This is a genomic window from Rhizobium fabae, from assembly GCF_003985135.1.
GTDB lineage: Bacteria > Pseudomonadota > Alphaproteobacteria > Rhizobiales > Rhizobiaceae > Rhizobium > Rhizobium pisi.
This window is the reverse complement of record NZ_ML133655.1, coordinates 233,030-246,324: the sequence shown is the minus strand read 5'-3', so window position 1 is coordinate 246,324 and position 13,295 is coordinate 233,030. Positions and strand designations below refer to the sequence as shown.

The 13,295-nt window shown below is 59.6% G+C and carries 15 protein-coding genes; 8 read left to right on the top strand and 7 right to left on the bottom strand.

The window, feature by feature from the left end:
* The 4 genes from EFB14_RS23165 to ccoN all read right to left on the bottom strand — a co-directional run.
* Positions 1 to 84 (bottom strand): cbb3-type cytochrome c oxidase N-terminal domain-containing protein (locus tag EFB14_RS23165; protein ID WP_164737569.1); only part of this gene is annotated, 84 nt, incomplete at its 3' end.
* Position 85: 1 nt separating this feature from the next.
* A complete protein-coding gene (locus tag EFB14_RS23160) occupies positions 86 to 238 on the bottom strand; it encodes a cbb3-type cytochrome c oxidase subunit 3 (RefSeq protein WP_126829033.1) in 153 nt (50 codons plus the stop codon).
* Between the two features lie 7 nt (positions 239 to 245).
* The gene (gene ccoO / locus EFB14_RS23155) at positions 246 to 980 is read right to left on the bottom strand and encodes a cytochrome-c oxidase, cbb3-type subunit II (RefSeq protein ID WP_126829032.1); all 735 of its coding nucleotides are present in this window, start codon (positions 978 to 980) and stop codon (positions 246 to 248) included.
* An 8-nt stretch (positions 981 to 988) separates the two neighbouring features.
* Entirely contained in the window at positions 989 to 2,611 is a 1,623-nt protein-coding gene (ccoN, locus tag EFB14_RS23150) for a cytochrome-c oxidase, cbb3-type subunit I (protein WP_126829031.1), read from the bottom strand.
* Between the two features lie 235 nt (positions 2,612 to 2,846).
* Here ccoN and EFB14_RS23145 point away from each other — a divergent pair, with 235 nt between their 5' ends.
* From EFB14_RS23145 to EFB14_RS23135, 3 genes are all read left to right on the top strand, one after another.
* Positions 2,847 to 3,578: a helix-turn-helix domain-containing protein gene (locus tag EFB14_RS23145; RefSeq protein ID WP_126829030.1), complete on the top strand. Its 732-nt coding sequence runs from the start codon at positions 2,847 to 2,849 to the stop codon at positions 3,576 to 3,578.
* A gap of 27 nt (positions 3,579 to 3,605) precedes the next feature.
* Entirely contained in the window at positions 3,606 to 5,531 is a 1,926-nt protein-coding gene (locus tag EFB14_RS23140; protein WP_126829029.1) for a PAS domain S-box protein, read from the top strand.
* A 104-nt stretch (positions 5,532 to 5,635) separates the two neighbouring features.
* On the top strand, positions 5,636 to 6,094 hold the full coding sequence (locus EFB14_RS23135; RefSeq protein ID WP_126829028.1) for a pseudoazurin: 459 nt from the start codon (positions 5,636 to 5,638) through the stop codon (positions 6,092 to 6,094).
* A 135-nt stretch (positions 6,095 to 6,229) separates the two neighbouring features.
* On the opposite strand, the gene EFB14_RS23130 is transcribed toward EFB14_RS23135, so the two are convergent.
* Together EFB14_RS23130 and hemN are read right to left on the bottom strand one after the other, a co-directional pair.
* The gene (locus tag EFB14_RS23130) at positions 6,230 to 6,724 is read right to left on the bottom strand and encodes a hypothetical protein (RefSeq protein WP_126829027.1); all 495 of its coding nucleotides are present in this window, start codon (positions 6,722 to 6,724) and stop codon (positions 6,230 to 6,232) included.
* A 197-nt stretch (positions 6,725 to 6,921) separates the two neighbouring features.
* On the bottom strand, positions 6,922 to 8,274 hold the full coding sequence (gene hemN, locus EFB14_RS23125) for an oxygen-independent coproporphyrinogen III oxidase (protein ID WP_126829026.1): 1,353 nt from the start codon (positions 8,272 to 8,274) through the stop codon (positions 6,922 to 6,924).
* Positions 8,275 to 8,535: 261 nt separating this feature from the next.
* On the opposite strand from hemN, the gene EFB14_RS23120 reads away from it, so the two are divergent.
* Positions 8,536 to 8,919, top strand: a complete 384-nt coding sequence (locus EFB14_RS23120; protein WP_245438287.1) for a hypothetical protein — start codon at positions 8,536 to 8,538, stop codon at positions 8,917 to 8,919.
* 32 nt (positions 8,920 to 8,951) lie between these two features.
* Here EFB14_RS23120 and EFB14_RS23115 read toward each other — a convergent pair whose 3' ends face one another.
* Positions 8,952 to 9,686 (bottom strand): Crp/Fnr family transcriptional regulator, encoded by a 735-nt coding sequence (locus EFB14_RS23115; RefSeq protein WP_126829025.1) that lies wholly within the window; start codon positions 9,684 to 9,686, stop codon positions 8,952 to 8,954.
* 127 nt (positions 9,687 to 9,813) lie between these two features.
* On the opposite strand from EFB14_RS23115, the gene EFB14_RS23110 reads away from it, so the two are divergent.
* From EFB14_RS23110 to EFB14_RS23095, 4 genes are all read left to right on the top strand, one after another.
* Positions 9,814 to 10,539, top strand: coding sequence for a response regulator (locus EFB14_RS23110; RefSeq protein WP_126829024.1), 726 nt, complete (start codon positions 9,814 to 9,816; stop codon positions 10,537 to 10,539).
* 182 nt (positions 10,540 to 10,721) lie between these two features.
* Positions 10,722 to 11,795 (top strand): alcohol dehydrogenase AdhP, encoded by a 1,074-nt coding sequence (gene adhP / locus EFB14_RS23105; RefSeq protein ID WP_183604901.1) that lies wholly within the window; start codon positions 10,722 to 10,724, stop codon positions 11,793 to 11,795.
* Between the two features lie 327 nt (positions 11,796 to 12,122).
* Complete coding sequence (locus EFB14_RS23100) at positions 12,123 to 12,845, top strand: CBS domain-containing protein (RefSeq protein ID WP_126829023.1); 723 nt, start codon at positions 12,123 to 12,125, stop codon at positions 12,843 to 12,845.
* A gap of 16 nt (positions 12,846 to 12,861) precedes the next feature.
* Positions 12,862 to 13,251, top strand: a complete 390-nt coding sequence (locus tag EFB14_RS23095) for an SPW repeat protein (RefSeq protein WP_126829022.1) — start codon at positions 12,862 to 12,864, stop codon at positions 13,249 to 13,251.
* Positions 13,252 to 13,295 lie beyond the last annotated feature (44 nt).

Genomic DNA, 13,295 nt, shown 5'->3' with positions numbered 1-13,295 from the left:
CGGATTGTTGAGTTCGCGGATGCCGTCCCATTCATGTCCGGTCGTTTCGACGCCGCTAAATTCATCGATATGTTTTTCCGACATCTCAATCATCCTTCAAGGGAATATCGGCGGCCTCTTTCGCCGTCCGCTTGCTGCCTGGGCGAAGGGTGAACACAACCGCGCCGACGAAGAATGCCGCCATTGCCAGAAGGCCCCAGCTGTCAGCGAAGTGTCTCATTGCAGTGTAGGTTTCCATGATCGCCTCACCGATAGCCGGTCGCATCGTCATAGGTCGAGAAATCGACCATCGTTCCGAGCATCTGCAGGTAGGACACCAGGGCGTCCATTTCGGTCAGCTTGGCGGGATCGCCGTCGAAATCGCCGACTTTCGCCTTTGGATAGCGCGCAAGCAGCGCCGTCGTATCGGCATTCGGATCGGCTTGGGCTTTCATGTCGGCTTCCGCATTCGCCAGCATGTCGTCGTTGTAGGGCACGCCCACGTCCTCGTTGGCCTTGAGGTCCATGCCGATATCCTTGACCGTCACCTCCCGCTCCTTGAGGAAGGCGTAGCTCGGCATAATCGATTCCGGCACGACCGCCCGCGGGTTTGCGAGATGCTGGACGTGCCATTCGTTCGAATAGCGTCCGCCGACGCGGGCGAGATCCGGCCCGGTCCGCTTGGAGCCCCACTGGAAGGGATGGTCGTACATGGACTCGGCCGCGAGCGAGTAATGACCGTAACGTTCGACCTCGTCGCGGAACGGTCTGATCATCTGGCTGTGGCAGAGGTAGCAGCCTTCGCGGATGTAGATGTTTCGCCCCGCCAGCTCGAGCGGCGTATATGGCCGCATGCCTTCCACCTTTTCAATCGTATTCTGCAGGTAGAAAAGCGGTGCGATTTCGACGATGCCGCCGATGCTCACGACGAGCAGCGAGCCGACGAGGAGAAGCGTCGCGTTCTTCTCGAGGATCTGATGTTTATCAAGTATCGATGTCATGTCTCACCTCACTCGGCAGGCTGTGGTTGGGGCACGAAAGTGGTGGGGATCGCAGCCTCGTCACGCAGGTGGCCGCGGATCGTCATGAACACGTTCCAGGCCATGACGAGACCGCCCGCCAGGTAAAGCGTTCCGCCGACCGCGCGCAGCACGTAGTAGGGGAACATCGCCGCGACCGTTTCCGCGAAGGAATAGACGAGGAAGCCCTGGGAATTGTACTCGCGCCACATCAGCCCCTGCTGGATGCCGGCAACCCAAAGCACGGCGGCGTAGATGACGATTCCGAGGGTTGCGAGCCAGAAGTGCCAGTTGACCATCCGCAGGCTGTAGAGACGCTCGCGTCCCCATAGCTTCGGCGTGAGGTAATAGATCGCCCCGAAGGTGATCATTCCCACCCAGCCGAGAGCGCCGGAATGCACGTGACCGATCGTCCATTCGGTATAATGGCTGAGCGAATTGACTGTTTTCACCGACATCATCGGGCCTTCGAAGGTCGACATGCCGTAAAAGGCGATGGCGACGATCATCATCCGGATGATCGGATCGGTGCGGATCTTGTCCCAGGCGCCCGAAAGCGTCATCAGACCGTTGATCATGCCGCCCCAGGAAGGCATCCAGAGCATCACCGAGAAAACCATGCCGAGCGTCTGGGCCCAGTCGGGCAGTGCGGTGTAATGCAAATGATGCGGGCCGGCCCAGATGTACATGAAGATCAGGGCCCAGAAGTGGATGATCGAAAGCCGGTATGAATAGACGGGGCGGTTGGCCTGCTTCGGCACGAAATAGTACATCATGCCCAAGAAGCCGGCGGTGAGGAAGAAGCCGACGGCATTGTGGCCGTACCACCATTGGGTCAGCGCATCCTGAACACCCGAGAAGAGAGAGTAGCTTTTCGAGCCCAGGAACGAGGTGGGAACCGCCAGGTTGTTGACGACGTGCAGCATCGCGATGGTGACGATGAAGCTGAGATAGAACCAGTTTGCCACGTAGATGTGCGGCTCTTTGCGCTTCAGGATCGTTCCAAGGTAGACTGCGAGGTAGGCGACCCAAACGATGGTCAGCCAGAGGTCGACGTACCACTCAGGCTCGGCATATTCACGGGCCTGGGTAATTCCGAGAACATATCCGGTCGCAGCCATCACGATAAAAAGCTGGTAGCCCCAGAATACGAACCAAGCCAGGCTGCCGCCGAAAAGACGTACACGGCAGGTGCGTTGCACCACGTAGAACGACGTCATGATCAGGGCGTTGCCGCCAAAGGCGAAGATGACCGCCGACGTGTGAACGGGCCGCAGCCTTCCGAAATTGAGATAGGGCGCGATGTTGAGGTCGGGAAAGGCCAGCTGCAGCGCAATGACGACGCCGACGAGGAAACCGACCACGCCCCAGAACACTGTAGCGATCAAGCCGTATCGTACCACTTCGTCGAAATAGCCCGATACATCGACTTTCTGCCGTTGGCCCGCCGGTGAAAAGTCAACATTCCTGACCAGCAGAACAGTCCCGACGACGAGACAGAAACAAAGTATGCCCATGTGGACTGCAAAGAGATGATCATGCGCGAATGCGGCTCCTAGCAGCGCTAGAAACGCCGCGACCGCGATCACCATCGTTTCCGTTGTGTAATTCATGATGTCGTCCCCGGTGCACAGACGACCGCGTCGCGGCCGGCTTTCTCGTAATTGAGGCAGCACTGTCACGAAGCCGGGGATTGCTCCTTGATCTACATCAACGGGCGGACAGTAAGCCGGGGCGGAACCGCCGTCGTTACAAACTGTTACAAACTTTCACCCATTGGCACCGTCCGATCATTCCGGTGTGACGCAGGGGCATTCTAATGCGCTTGCTGACAACGGGGACACGACGATGCTGATGCAGAAAAGCCATGCGTTCGAACATGCGGAAACGACGAACGAGACGGTCCTCGCTGGTCAATCGCTCTCATCGCTCTTCTTCGCGTCGGTGGCGGAGTCCTACCCCGCCGGCAAGGCTATCTGTCGGGAAGGCGACGAAGCGAAACATCTTTTCCAGATCGTGGAGGGGGTTGTCCGCCTCCATCGCATCATCGGCGACGGTCGCCGTGTGATCACCGCGTTTCACTTCGCCGGCGACCTCATCGGCGCGTCACTGCCAAGCGATTTCCTTTTCACGGCGGAGGCCGTGACCGATTGCAAGATTCGCCGCGTATCTCGCAAGAGCTTCCATGACGACGTCGCCCGGTCGGATACTCTTCATCCCGCATACATCTCCCTGCTCTGCCACGAGATGACCGCTGCACACGAACAGATGGTGCTGCTCTCGAAGAAGAATGCCGAGGAGCGCCTGTGCAGCTTCATCCTGAAGCTTGCGTCTCGCAGCAGTCCCTTGTCGGCGCAGGGCCTGTTGCGCGTCCCCATGAACCGGCAGGATATTGCCGACCATCTCGGTCTGACCATTGAAACTGTGTCTCGCACCATCACCAAACTTGCATCGCGAAAAATCGTCATTCCGGAGGGCAGGCACGACCTGCAAATCGTCAATCTCGCTCGCCTGGCGCAGTTGTCCGGTGACGCTGATGATTTTTCGGAGAAATCCTGTCATAGGGTCAGCCTGCACTGATGCAACGAAGCCGCAGGATCAACCTTCATGCCTCACCGCCTCGTATCACCGAGAACCGTATCGTCCCAGGAACTGGATGCCATGGTGCACGTGCTGGACGGAGCTGACATCCTGATCCATCGTTTTGATGGAACTATCACGCATTGGTCCATCGGCTGTGAGAATATGTATGGTTGGGCAAGAGAGGAAGCCGTTGGGGAGACGGTGCACGAACTGTTGGCGACGCAGTTCCCCGAGCCGGTGGAAAACATCCGCAACCAACTGAAGTCGCGCGGCTTCTGGCAGGGTGAAATCGTTCATCGTCACAAGAGCGGGCACGACATTCATGTCGCGTCTCGCTGCGTGCTGGTCAATTTGCCGGATGGAGATCTTGCCGTCATACAGACAAACAGCGACGTCAGCGCGTTGAAGCGAGCCCAAGAGGTGGTCAAATCCCGCGAGGCGCATCTGAGTTCAATCCTGGACACCGTGCCGGACGCCATGGTGGTGATCGATGACAAGGGAGTGGTGCTTTCGTTCAGCAAGGCCGCCGAGAGGCTGTTTGGAATGTCGTCCGATCAAATTTGCGGCCGGAACGTAAGCAACCTGATGCCGAACCCCTACCGCGATGCTCACGACGGCTACATCGATCACTATATCGATACGGGCGAGAAACGCATCATTGGTTACGGGCGTGTCGTTACCGGTCAGCGGGCCGATGGGTCGCAATTTCCGATGGAACTCCATGTCGGTGAAGCGACGGCAAACGGAGAGCGGATATTCACCGGTTTTATCCGCGATCTCACCAGTCGTTACAAAATCGAGGAAGATCTTCGTCAGGCGCAGAAGATGGAGGCCGTCGGGCAGCTGACCGGAGGCATTGCCCACGATTTCAACAACCTCCTCACCGTTATCAGCGGCAATCTCGAAATGATCGAGGACAAGCTGCCGCCCGGCAACCTTCGTGAAATTCTGGGAGAGGCTCAGGCCGCGGCGGAGGACGGAGCGATGCTCACGGCCCAATTGCTCGCTTTCGGTCGACGGCAGCCGTTGAATCCGAAGCACGCCGATCTTGGTCAACTCGTGGGTGGCTTCTCGGATCTCCTCCGTCGAACGCTCGGCGAAAATATCAGGTTGTCGACCGTCATCGATGGATCTGGTCTGAATGTCCTTGTGGACGGCTCGCAGCTCCAGAACGCCATTCTGAACATCGCTTTGAATGCAAGGGATGCCATGCTTAAGGGCGGCAGTCTCACGACGACGATCTCGAGGGTGTATCTCGATGCCGACTATGCGAAAATGTACCCCGAGCTCCGCAGCGGTAATTTCGTGCTCGTCACAATGACGGATACCGGTTCCGGTATGACCGAGGAGGTCAGGAAGCACGCGATAGAACCATTTTTCACGACGAAGGAAGTGGGCTCGGGCACAGGTCTCGGGCTTAGCATGGTCTATGGCTTCGTGAAGCAATCGGGCGGGCATCTCCAGCTCTACAGTGAGGTGGGGCGTGGCACGACAGTCCGGATATATCTCCCCGCTATCCACGGCGCCAAGCCTCAAGAGGCTGCCTCAGACCACGGTTCCGGTGAGAACCAACTGCCACAAGGAGACGAAGTGGTACTGGTGGTCGAAGATGACGCTCGCGTCCGCCGCGTGGCCGTCGCCAGGCTCGCCTCGATGGGCTATACGGTGCGTGAAGCCGAAAACGGTCACCGTGCGCTCGATCTCCTGAAGGAAAATACTGACGTCGCGTTGCTTTTTACCGACATCGTGATGCCGGGCGGGATGACGGGTGACGAACTCGCAAGAGAAGTGCGTATTCTACGGCCGGACATTGCCGTGCTCTTCACGTCGGGATATTCCGAACCGGGACTTGCAGGCAAGGATACCGTTCCGGGTGCGCAATGGCTGCGCAAACCCTACACCGCAAAGGAACTGGCGTTGAGGGTCCGCGAACTCCTCGACGCGAAGTGACATCCAGCTCCCGCGTTTGACGAGCATCAAAGAACCCGGATTCAGCATGTCTTAAAAGATGTTCGCGAGGCCAAATCGGACCTCGCGGAACAGGAGATATGCAAATGCGTTTGAAATTCGGCTTGATCGTTGCAACGGCAGCCTTGATCGCTTCGGCCGTACCGTTGATGGCTGCCGACCATCAGGTTCAGATGCTGAACAAGGGCGCCGACGGCACGATGGTATTCGAGCCCGGCTTCCTGAAGATCGCTCCCGGCGATACTGTCACGTTCACTCCCACGGACAAGAGCCACAACGTCGAGACGTTCACGGGTCTCATTCCCGGTGGCGCAGCCGAGTTCAAATCCAAGCCGAGCGAGCAGTATCAGGCAAAGTTCGACATTCCGGGCGCATATGTCTTGAAGTGCACGCCGCATGTGGGCATGGGCATGGTTGCATTGATCCAGGTCGGCGACAACCCGACCAATCTTGAGGCTATTAAGATCGCCAAGGTGCCGAACATGGTGCGCAAGAGGCTGGATGCCGACCTCGCACGGATCACCCAGGCTGAGATCACCCAGTGATTGACCCGCAGATGCGGGACGGCGGCGCTTGCGCGCCGTCCCGCACGATGGAAGCTGTCATGTTCAGCCCACAGCAATCCTTCGCGATCGCCGGCACCGTAGGTCTTTGGCAGCGTTGCGGCTGCGGCGCGTTGTTCAGGCCGCTTCCGTTTGAGCAGTCGCGTTGGGCGAACACGATGCAGGTTCATCCCCCATTGTCCGTTGAAGCAATCTGATGATCTCCCGTTCCGCCGTGATATGCCTGCGCATTGAACAGACGAATGAACGCAGCTGATATCCCACGGCTTCCCAGGAGAGCCGGCAGTGTCCCTCGCTGAGAGTTTCCAACGTGAAGACGACGTGCTGCGCCGCATCATGATCGAAGCGACGACCGGCCTGCCGGCTTTCCTTCACATCGGCCAGCTTCCCGACCTCCATGATCAGCCCGAGCGCCGACGAGATCGAGCGCTCTTCGAGCTGGTGCGTCGTCTGCAACAGCGGGATCAGACCGCGCGAAAGACGGCCGCACAGGCCTTCATCGATATGGCAAGGCAGAAAGTCGGCGATTGCCTGCAGCACATCGCACCACGATATGAGCTGGTCATAGCAGCTTTCGAGTTCTCCGAAATTGTCCGGGATTGGGTTCTTCATCCTATTACCTCTGCAGCAACGAGCTGGCGGGCGATCGCCACGGCGGCGGGAACCGCGCAGGCAACGCCTCTTTCGCGAGAACCTAGGCTGTCCCATCGGCGGACTCTTTGCGCTCGATCAAAGGAATAGCGGAATACATCTTGCGACGACATTTCCGATTCTGCCGGTAGGACACCGATCAAGGATTGGTTTCTGGATCAAGCAGCCCTGCTGTGCGTGCGCCCGTGTGATCCTAAATACGCGTCGAATGCCGCCGCGACGGCGCGGACCATGAACCGTGCGTCTTGGGAGACGACAATTCGATCTCCGGAAATCGTCGCGACGCCATCGGCGACAAGTTCGCCGAACCGATCGTTTCGTTCGATGAGGAATTCGGTATCAAAACCCGACCCCTTGCACAGTTGTCCGAGATCGACTTCGAAATCACACATCAGCCGCTCGATTATTTTGGCGCGAAGCTTGTCCTCCTCGGTGAGAAGATATCCTTTGGCGGTCGGCAGAATGCCGGATGCAACCCGTTCCTGATACAAACCCAATGGCACATGGTTCTGGATATAACCCATCGGCAATCGCCCGATTGCCGAAGCACCGAGGCCGATCAGCGTGTCGCAATCATCCGTAGTGTAGCCTTGGAAGTTCCTTCTCATCCTGCCATTGCGCGCGGCGACCGCAAGCTGGTCGTCCGGCAGCGCGAAATGATCGAGCCCGATGCGCTCGTATCCGGCCTTTACAAGCTCTTTGGCGATGGCCTCGGCTTGTTCGTTTCGCTGTTTCGCATCTGGAAGCGATGCTTCATCTATGAGGCGTTGATGCTTCTTGAAGGCCGGTATGTGGGCATAACCGAAAACGGCGAAGCGTTCCGGACGAAGTTGCACGGCCAGTCTTACGGTTTCGACGCAGGATTGCACGGTCTGTTTCGGAAGGCCGTATATCAAATCGAAGTTGATGCCGGCTATGCCCGCGGAGCGTAGCCCGGCGACCGCGGTCTCCGTCTGCTCGAAGGATTGCATTCGGTTGATCGCATCCTGCACGATTGGGTCGAAGCTCTGAACGCCGAGGCTTGCCCGATCGACACCGTGTTCGCCCAGCGCCTCGATCATGGGAGCAGCCAACGTGCGTGGATCGATTTCAACCGCGATGCTCGCACCTGCCTCGAACCGGAACGCGCTTCGCAGCTTTGCCATCATTGCCGCAAACTCCTGCGGCCTCATGATCGTCGGAGTGCCACCGCCGAAATGAACGTTCTTTACGAGGACGTCGTTGCCGGCGGCAAAGGATACAAGCTCGATCTCCTGGCTCATGACATCCAGATATTCGCGAACCGGGCCATCCTGTCGGGTAATGCTCGTGTGGCAACCGCAGTACCAGCACATCGAACGGCAGAACGGTACGTGGAGATAGACGGAGACGGGTCCGGCTTTTCCGGCGTCTGCCAGTCCCCTCGCATATTCATCCGGTCCTACGGTGACTGAAAAGGCTGGCGCCGTGGGATAGCTGGTGTAGCGCGGGAGCCGTGCGTTGCCGTACTTGGCGACCAAACAGTCGGACATTGTCGCATCCTCTGATAGAAACAGCATGCTTTATGACGTCGAAGCGCGCGACCTTCTTTGTCCCAAATCAAAGTCGGTGAATCATCCGGCGCAGGTCATTGAGGCCGAAATTCCATATCCGCTGCTGTCGAATGGCAAACGATGTCGAGTTGACCGAGGTCAAAGCGCCATTACGCCGATGTCGTAACTTGCAAAGAATTTGAGAGCGCCAATGGCCGGCAGCAGGGCATACGACGCAGGACAATGACTGGAGGGATGAAAGTGCACTACGACGTCGTTACCGCAAGTCTGAATGCACGCGACAAGTCGGGACGGTTGGATGTGCGTTTCGGCGCGGATACGAAAACCGTCTTTATCTCCAGGCGCGCATTGCTATCCGTGGCCTCGCCACCGCGAGCGACGGAAGTCCGCCTTCTTCAGCACGCCGACACGTTTTGCGAAATCGCGGCGAACCGCCTCGGTTCCAAGGAAGCCGGCGGCGACGTAGTTCTGGTCACGGCAAACGATGTCCGCAACTGGCGTCGCGCGTGGCAATCATCCGACGCGGTAGCGGGGATGCCGGCTGCATATCGTTCAATGCCGCCGGATGTCAGGGCCATGAAGGCGCGTCGCATGACCTTGTTTCATGCGGCGGCTGCGTGCTGATTCCAGCACTCTTTAACCTCGGATCATTGCCGCTACCTTCCTGCGCAGGCGATCATGCCATCGCCATCATATTCATCGTCGCCGGAGAACTGCACGAGCGTCCCGTACTTTATGATGCGCACGCAATGACGACCGGCCGAGACCAGGATTCCCTTGTTCGTCAGCTTCGTCATCGTCCGCGACACGGTTTCGATCGTCAGGCCGAGGTAATCGGCAATGTCGAGCCGCGTCATCGGCAGCTCGACGACGGCGCCGGACCGGCAATGGCCGGGATGGCGGCGAAGCAGTTTCAACAGGAAGCTGCAGACCCGCTCCTGGGCATCCTTGCAGGACAGGAGCACCATCTGGTCCTGGGCGGCGGCCATCTCGTCACGAAGGCGGGCGAAAATCTCAGGCCGCAGTTCGGGCGAGTTGCTGACCTCGGCTTCAAAAGCCTTGCGCGAGAAGCGGCGCACCTTGGTATCGCTGATGGCCTCGGCGCTGTAGAGATAGTGGTCCTTCAGCGACACGCCGACAATGTCGCCGGCATGCAGGAAGCCGGTGATGACGCGGCGGCCATCGGAAATGATCCTGAAGATGCGCAGGTCTCCCTCCACCACTTCGAAAAGGTGCTTGGCGGCGTCGCCCTCGAAGAACAACGACTGGCCGGTAGCCAGATGTTCGATCGGCAGCTTCCTAAAAAGAGCCTGCAGGCAGTTCGGCTCGGAGCCGAGAAGCGCCACGTTGGCGATTTCCAAGGCGTGGTGAAAATTGTTTGCCTGCAGCATGACTGTTCCCTCTGTGCTGTCGATGAGGACAATTGACCGGCTGCTGGTGACACACCGATGCCGCGCGTGTTAAAGATCGTGCAATTGAGTAACAGTCTGTAACAAGCAACGGCTTGACGGATGGGTGATGGCAATACCTCAGCATGACGCGCATCTTCTCGTCGTTGACGACGATCCGCGCATTCGTCAGATGCTGACGCGCTATTTCGAGGACGAAGGCTATGCGGTCTCGTCTGCCTCCGACGGGGTCGAGATGCGGGTGCGCCTGCGTCAGCAGAATTTCGATGCCATCCTGCTTGATCTCGTGCTTCCCGGCGGCGCGGACGGGCTTGAGCTTGCCCGTGAAATTCGTGCCCAATCCGATGTTCCGATCATGATGCTGACAGGCCGCGACGACGTCGTCGACCGGATTGTCGGCCTGGAAATCGGCGCCGACGATTACATCGCCAAACCCTTCCACCTCCGGGAAGTCCATGCACGGCTGAAGTCGATCCTGCGCCGCCGGCAATCTCCGGGACGCAATGCCGAGCCGGCCGGCGAGGAGATCGTCGGCTTCGAGGATTGGAAGCTCAATCTCAGCCGCCGCCAGCTTCTCGATCCTGACGGCGCAGACATCGAGTTGACGACCGGCGAATTCGACATGCTGGCAACCTTCGTGCGGCATGCTGGCCGAGTCCTTACCCGAGACGTGCTGATGGACCTGACCCGAGGCCGCAACCTCGAAGCCTTCGACCGGACGATCGATGCCCAGATCGTCCGGCTGCGCCGCAAGATCGAGATCGATCCGAAGCGACCGCAATTCATCAAGGCTGTGCGTGGCGTCGGCTACGTCTTCACTGCGAGGCTGGATTGACGATTCAGCAAGTGGTCGTGCTTTCGGCGGCCATTTCCTTCATCAGTCCGCCATGAGCAGCGTCAAGATTTGAACGCCGTCAAGCCGAATGCCGCCGAGGACGGCTTTTGCGATGGATCAATGCGCGGCCGGCCCCTGTCTTCATCATCCCCGCCGAACAACATCGTGAAAGGGTGAAGATCATGGCGAACAAGATGATGAAGGCGGCAGTCGTGCGCGAATTCGGCAAACCGCTCGCAATCGAATGCATGCCGGTGCCCGTACCCGGCCTAGGCGAAATCCTGGTGAAGGTCGTCGCCTGCGGCGTCTGCCATACCGATCTGCATGCGGCCGAAGGCGACTGGCCCGTCAAACCGACGCCGCCCTTTGTTCCCGGTCATGAGGCTGCCGGCATCGTCGCCGCCCTTGGTCCCGGCGTCACCGAATTCAAGGAAGGCGATGCCGTCGGCGTCGCCTGGCTGCACGACGCCTGCCTTCGCTGCGAATATTGCGAAACCGGCTGGGAAACGCTCTGTGAACACCAGCACAACACCGGCTACAGCTGCAACGGTGGTTTTGCCGAATATGTCATCGCCTCGGCCGCCTTCGCCGCCTGCCTTCCCAACGACGTCGACTTCGCCGCGATCGCGCCGATCCTCTGTGCTGGCGTCACGACTTACAAGGGCTTGAAGGAAACCGAGGCGCGGCCCGGCGAATGGGTGGCGATCTCAGGCGTCGGCGGGCTCGGTCACGTCGCAATCCAATATGCCAAGGCGATGGGCCTCAAGGTGATCGCCCTCGACATCGCCGCCGCCAAGCTCGACCTCGCCCGGCAGGTGGGAGCCGATCTCGCGCTCAATGCGCTTTCTGAAGACACGGTCGAGAAAGTCCTGAAGGTGACGAGCGGCGGAGCGCATGGCGTGCTCGTCACCGCCGTCTCGCCACCCGCTTTCTCGCAGGCGCTCGCCATGGTGCGCCGCAAGGGCACCGTCAGCCTCGTCGGTCTGCCGCCGGGCAACTTCCCGACACCGATCTTCGACGTCGTGTTGAAGCGCATCACCGTGCGTGGTTCGATCGTCGGAACGCGCCGTGACCTGGAGGAAGCGCTCGCATTCGCTGGCGAAGGCCGGGTCCGGGCCGAGATCGCCAAGGCGCCGCTCGACGACATCAACGATATCTTCGCCGGCCTGAAGGCAGGAACCATTGAGGGCCGCGTGGTGCTCGACATCGCCGGAGAGGCGAGCGCATTCGCAACGCGGAACCAGTCCGCCGCATAGTTACTCGTGCCGCGCAGCATCCCCCGCCGGCGAAAGCGGCGGGGACAGCGACATTTCCGATGGCGCCAGGTAGCAGCGCGCACGAGCCGTTTGCTGGTGGACGAGGACCAACCGGCGCCTATGCCGGCCGCTTCTTTCAATTTTGACGTTGATCAAAGCGTCCCGCGTTCATCGACGCTACCTTCTTCCCACTGGTTCAAAGCGCGGCTCTGAAGCGGTCGATATCCGGCCGCCGATTCCATTGGCAAAGGCCGGCGCAACCGAAAGCTTCGGCGCGCCATGTCCCCCTGTGTGATGCCAAAGCTTGCCTTCATAAGGAGTTGAAAAATGCTCGTTCAAGCCATCATGACCTCGCCGCCGATCACCGTAACCACATCCTGTTCCGTCGCAGACGCGGCCAAGCTGATGCTCGACAACAGGATCAGTGGCCTGCCGGTTGCCGATGCAAACGGAGCGCTCGTCGGTATCGTCAGCGAAGGCGACTTTCTGCGCCGGAGCGAACTGAACACCGAGCGCAAGCGGTCATGGCTGCTTGAATGGCTGGCCAGCCCCGGCAAGATCGCTGACGAATACGTCCGCACCCACGGGCGGCGGGTCGAGGAGGTGATGACTGCGCCGGTCAGTGCCATTGCACCGACCGCCTCCGTCTCCGACGCCGTCAGGCTGATGGAGCGCCAGGACATTAAGCGCTTGCCCGTTGTCGCGAATGGCAGGCTCGTCGGCATCGTCTCCCGCTCCGATCTGTTGCGCGCGCTCTCGCAGGCCTTGCCGGCCGTTGCCGTTTCCGCCGGCGACGCACAGATCCAGGCGGCGATCGACGCCGAGCTTTCCAGGCAGAGCTGGAGCCGCAACGGCTTCATCCATTGCCGGGTCACAAACGGCGCTGCCGAGCTGACCGGCACCATCTTCGACGAACGCGAACGTCTCGCCGCGAAAGTCGCGGTCGAGAATGTCCCGGGTGTGACGTCGATCAAGGATCAGCTCGTCTGGGTCGATCCCTATTACGGCGTCGCAATCCCGCCGCCGGACACCGAAGCCAGACAGGTCTGAACCCGAGAGGAAAACCATGGAACATCCGACTCTCAACGATCGCATGGCGCAACTGCTGGCCACCTCGATGCTCGCGACGTCGGCTGCCTTCGTACTTCTCTTTCCCGATATGGAAAAACTCGTCGTCTCACCGGCGAACTTCGCTCTCTGTGGACTGGCGCTGCTTCCTGGTCGCGCACCATCGTTGAACGCTGAGGCACGACGATGGGAACAGGTGGTGATCGCGACGTGGCTCGTCACCTCACCTTGGGTGCTTGGCTTCGAGCATGTGGCGATGAGTCTCTGGATCACGGTTGCTTGTGCCGTGCTCCTCTTCCTTCCCGCCGCCTGGATGGCCAGCCGGCAGGAAGTGCCGCGCCACGTGGAGGTCCGTTCCCCTCGCTCGCAATGGCGTCGGCCGTTCTGATCCGTTCAGGGCTGCGGCGGCGGAGGCGCGGCCGATATCTTCCT

Excerpts from the sequence above, each read along its gene's own strand:
- EFB14_RS23160 (WP_126829033.1), bottom strand. The coding sequence starts at position 238 with ATGGAAACCTACACTGCAATGAGACACTTCGCTGACAGCTGGGGCCTT.
- ccoO (WP_126829032.1), bottom strand. The coding sequence starts at position 980 with ATGACATCGATACTTGATAAACATCAGATCCTCGAGAAGAACGCGACG.
- ccoN (WP_126829031.1), bottom strand. The coding sequence starts at position 2,611 with ATGAATTACACAACGGAAACGATGGTGATCGCGGTCGCGGCGTTTCTA.
- EFB14_RS23145 (WP_126829030.1), top strand. The coding sequence starts at position 2,847 with ATGCTGATGCAGAAAAGCCATGCGTTCGAACATGCGGAAACGACGAAC.
- EFB14_RS23140 (WP_126829029.1), top strand. The coding sequence starts at position 3,606 with ATGCCTCACCGCCTCGTATCACCGAGAACCGTATCGTCCCAGGAACTG.
- EFB14_RS23135 (WP_126829028.1), top strand. The coding sequence starts at position 5,636 with ATGCGTTTGAAATTCGGCTTGATCGTTGCAACGGCAGCCTTGATCGCT.
- EFB14_RS23130 (WP_126829027.1), bottom strand. The coding sequence starts at position 6,724 with ATGAAGAACCCAATCCCGGACAATTTCGGAGAACTCGAAAGCTGCTAT.
- hemN (WP_126829026.1), bottom strand. The coding sequence starts at position 8,274 with ATGTCCGACTGTTTGGTCGCCAAGTACGGCAACGCACGGCTCCCGCGC.
- EFB14_RS23115 (WP_126829025.1), bottom strand. The coding sequence starts at position 9,686 with ATGCTGCAGGCAAACAATTTTCACCACGCCTTGGAAATCGCCAACGTG.
- EFB14_RS23110 (WP_126829024.1), top strand. The coding sequence starts at position 9,814 with ATGGCAATACCTCAGCATGACGCGCATCTTCTCGTCGTTGACGACGAT.
- adhP (WP_183604901.1), top strand. The coding sequence starts at position 10,722 with ATGGCGAACAAGATGATGAAGGCGGCAGTCGTGCGCGAATTCGGCAAA.
- EFB14_RS23100 (WP_126829023.1), top strand. The coding sequence starts at position 12,123 with ATGCTCGTTCAAGCCATCATGACCTCGCCGCCGATCACCGTAACCACA.
- EFB14_RS23095 (WP_126829022.1), top strand. The coding sequence starts at position 12,862 with ATGGAACATCCGACTCTCAACGATCGCATGGCGCAACTGCTGGCCACC.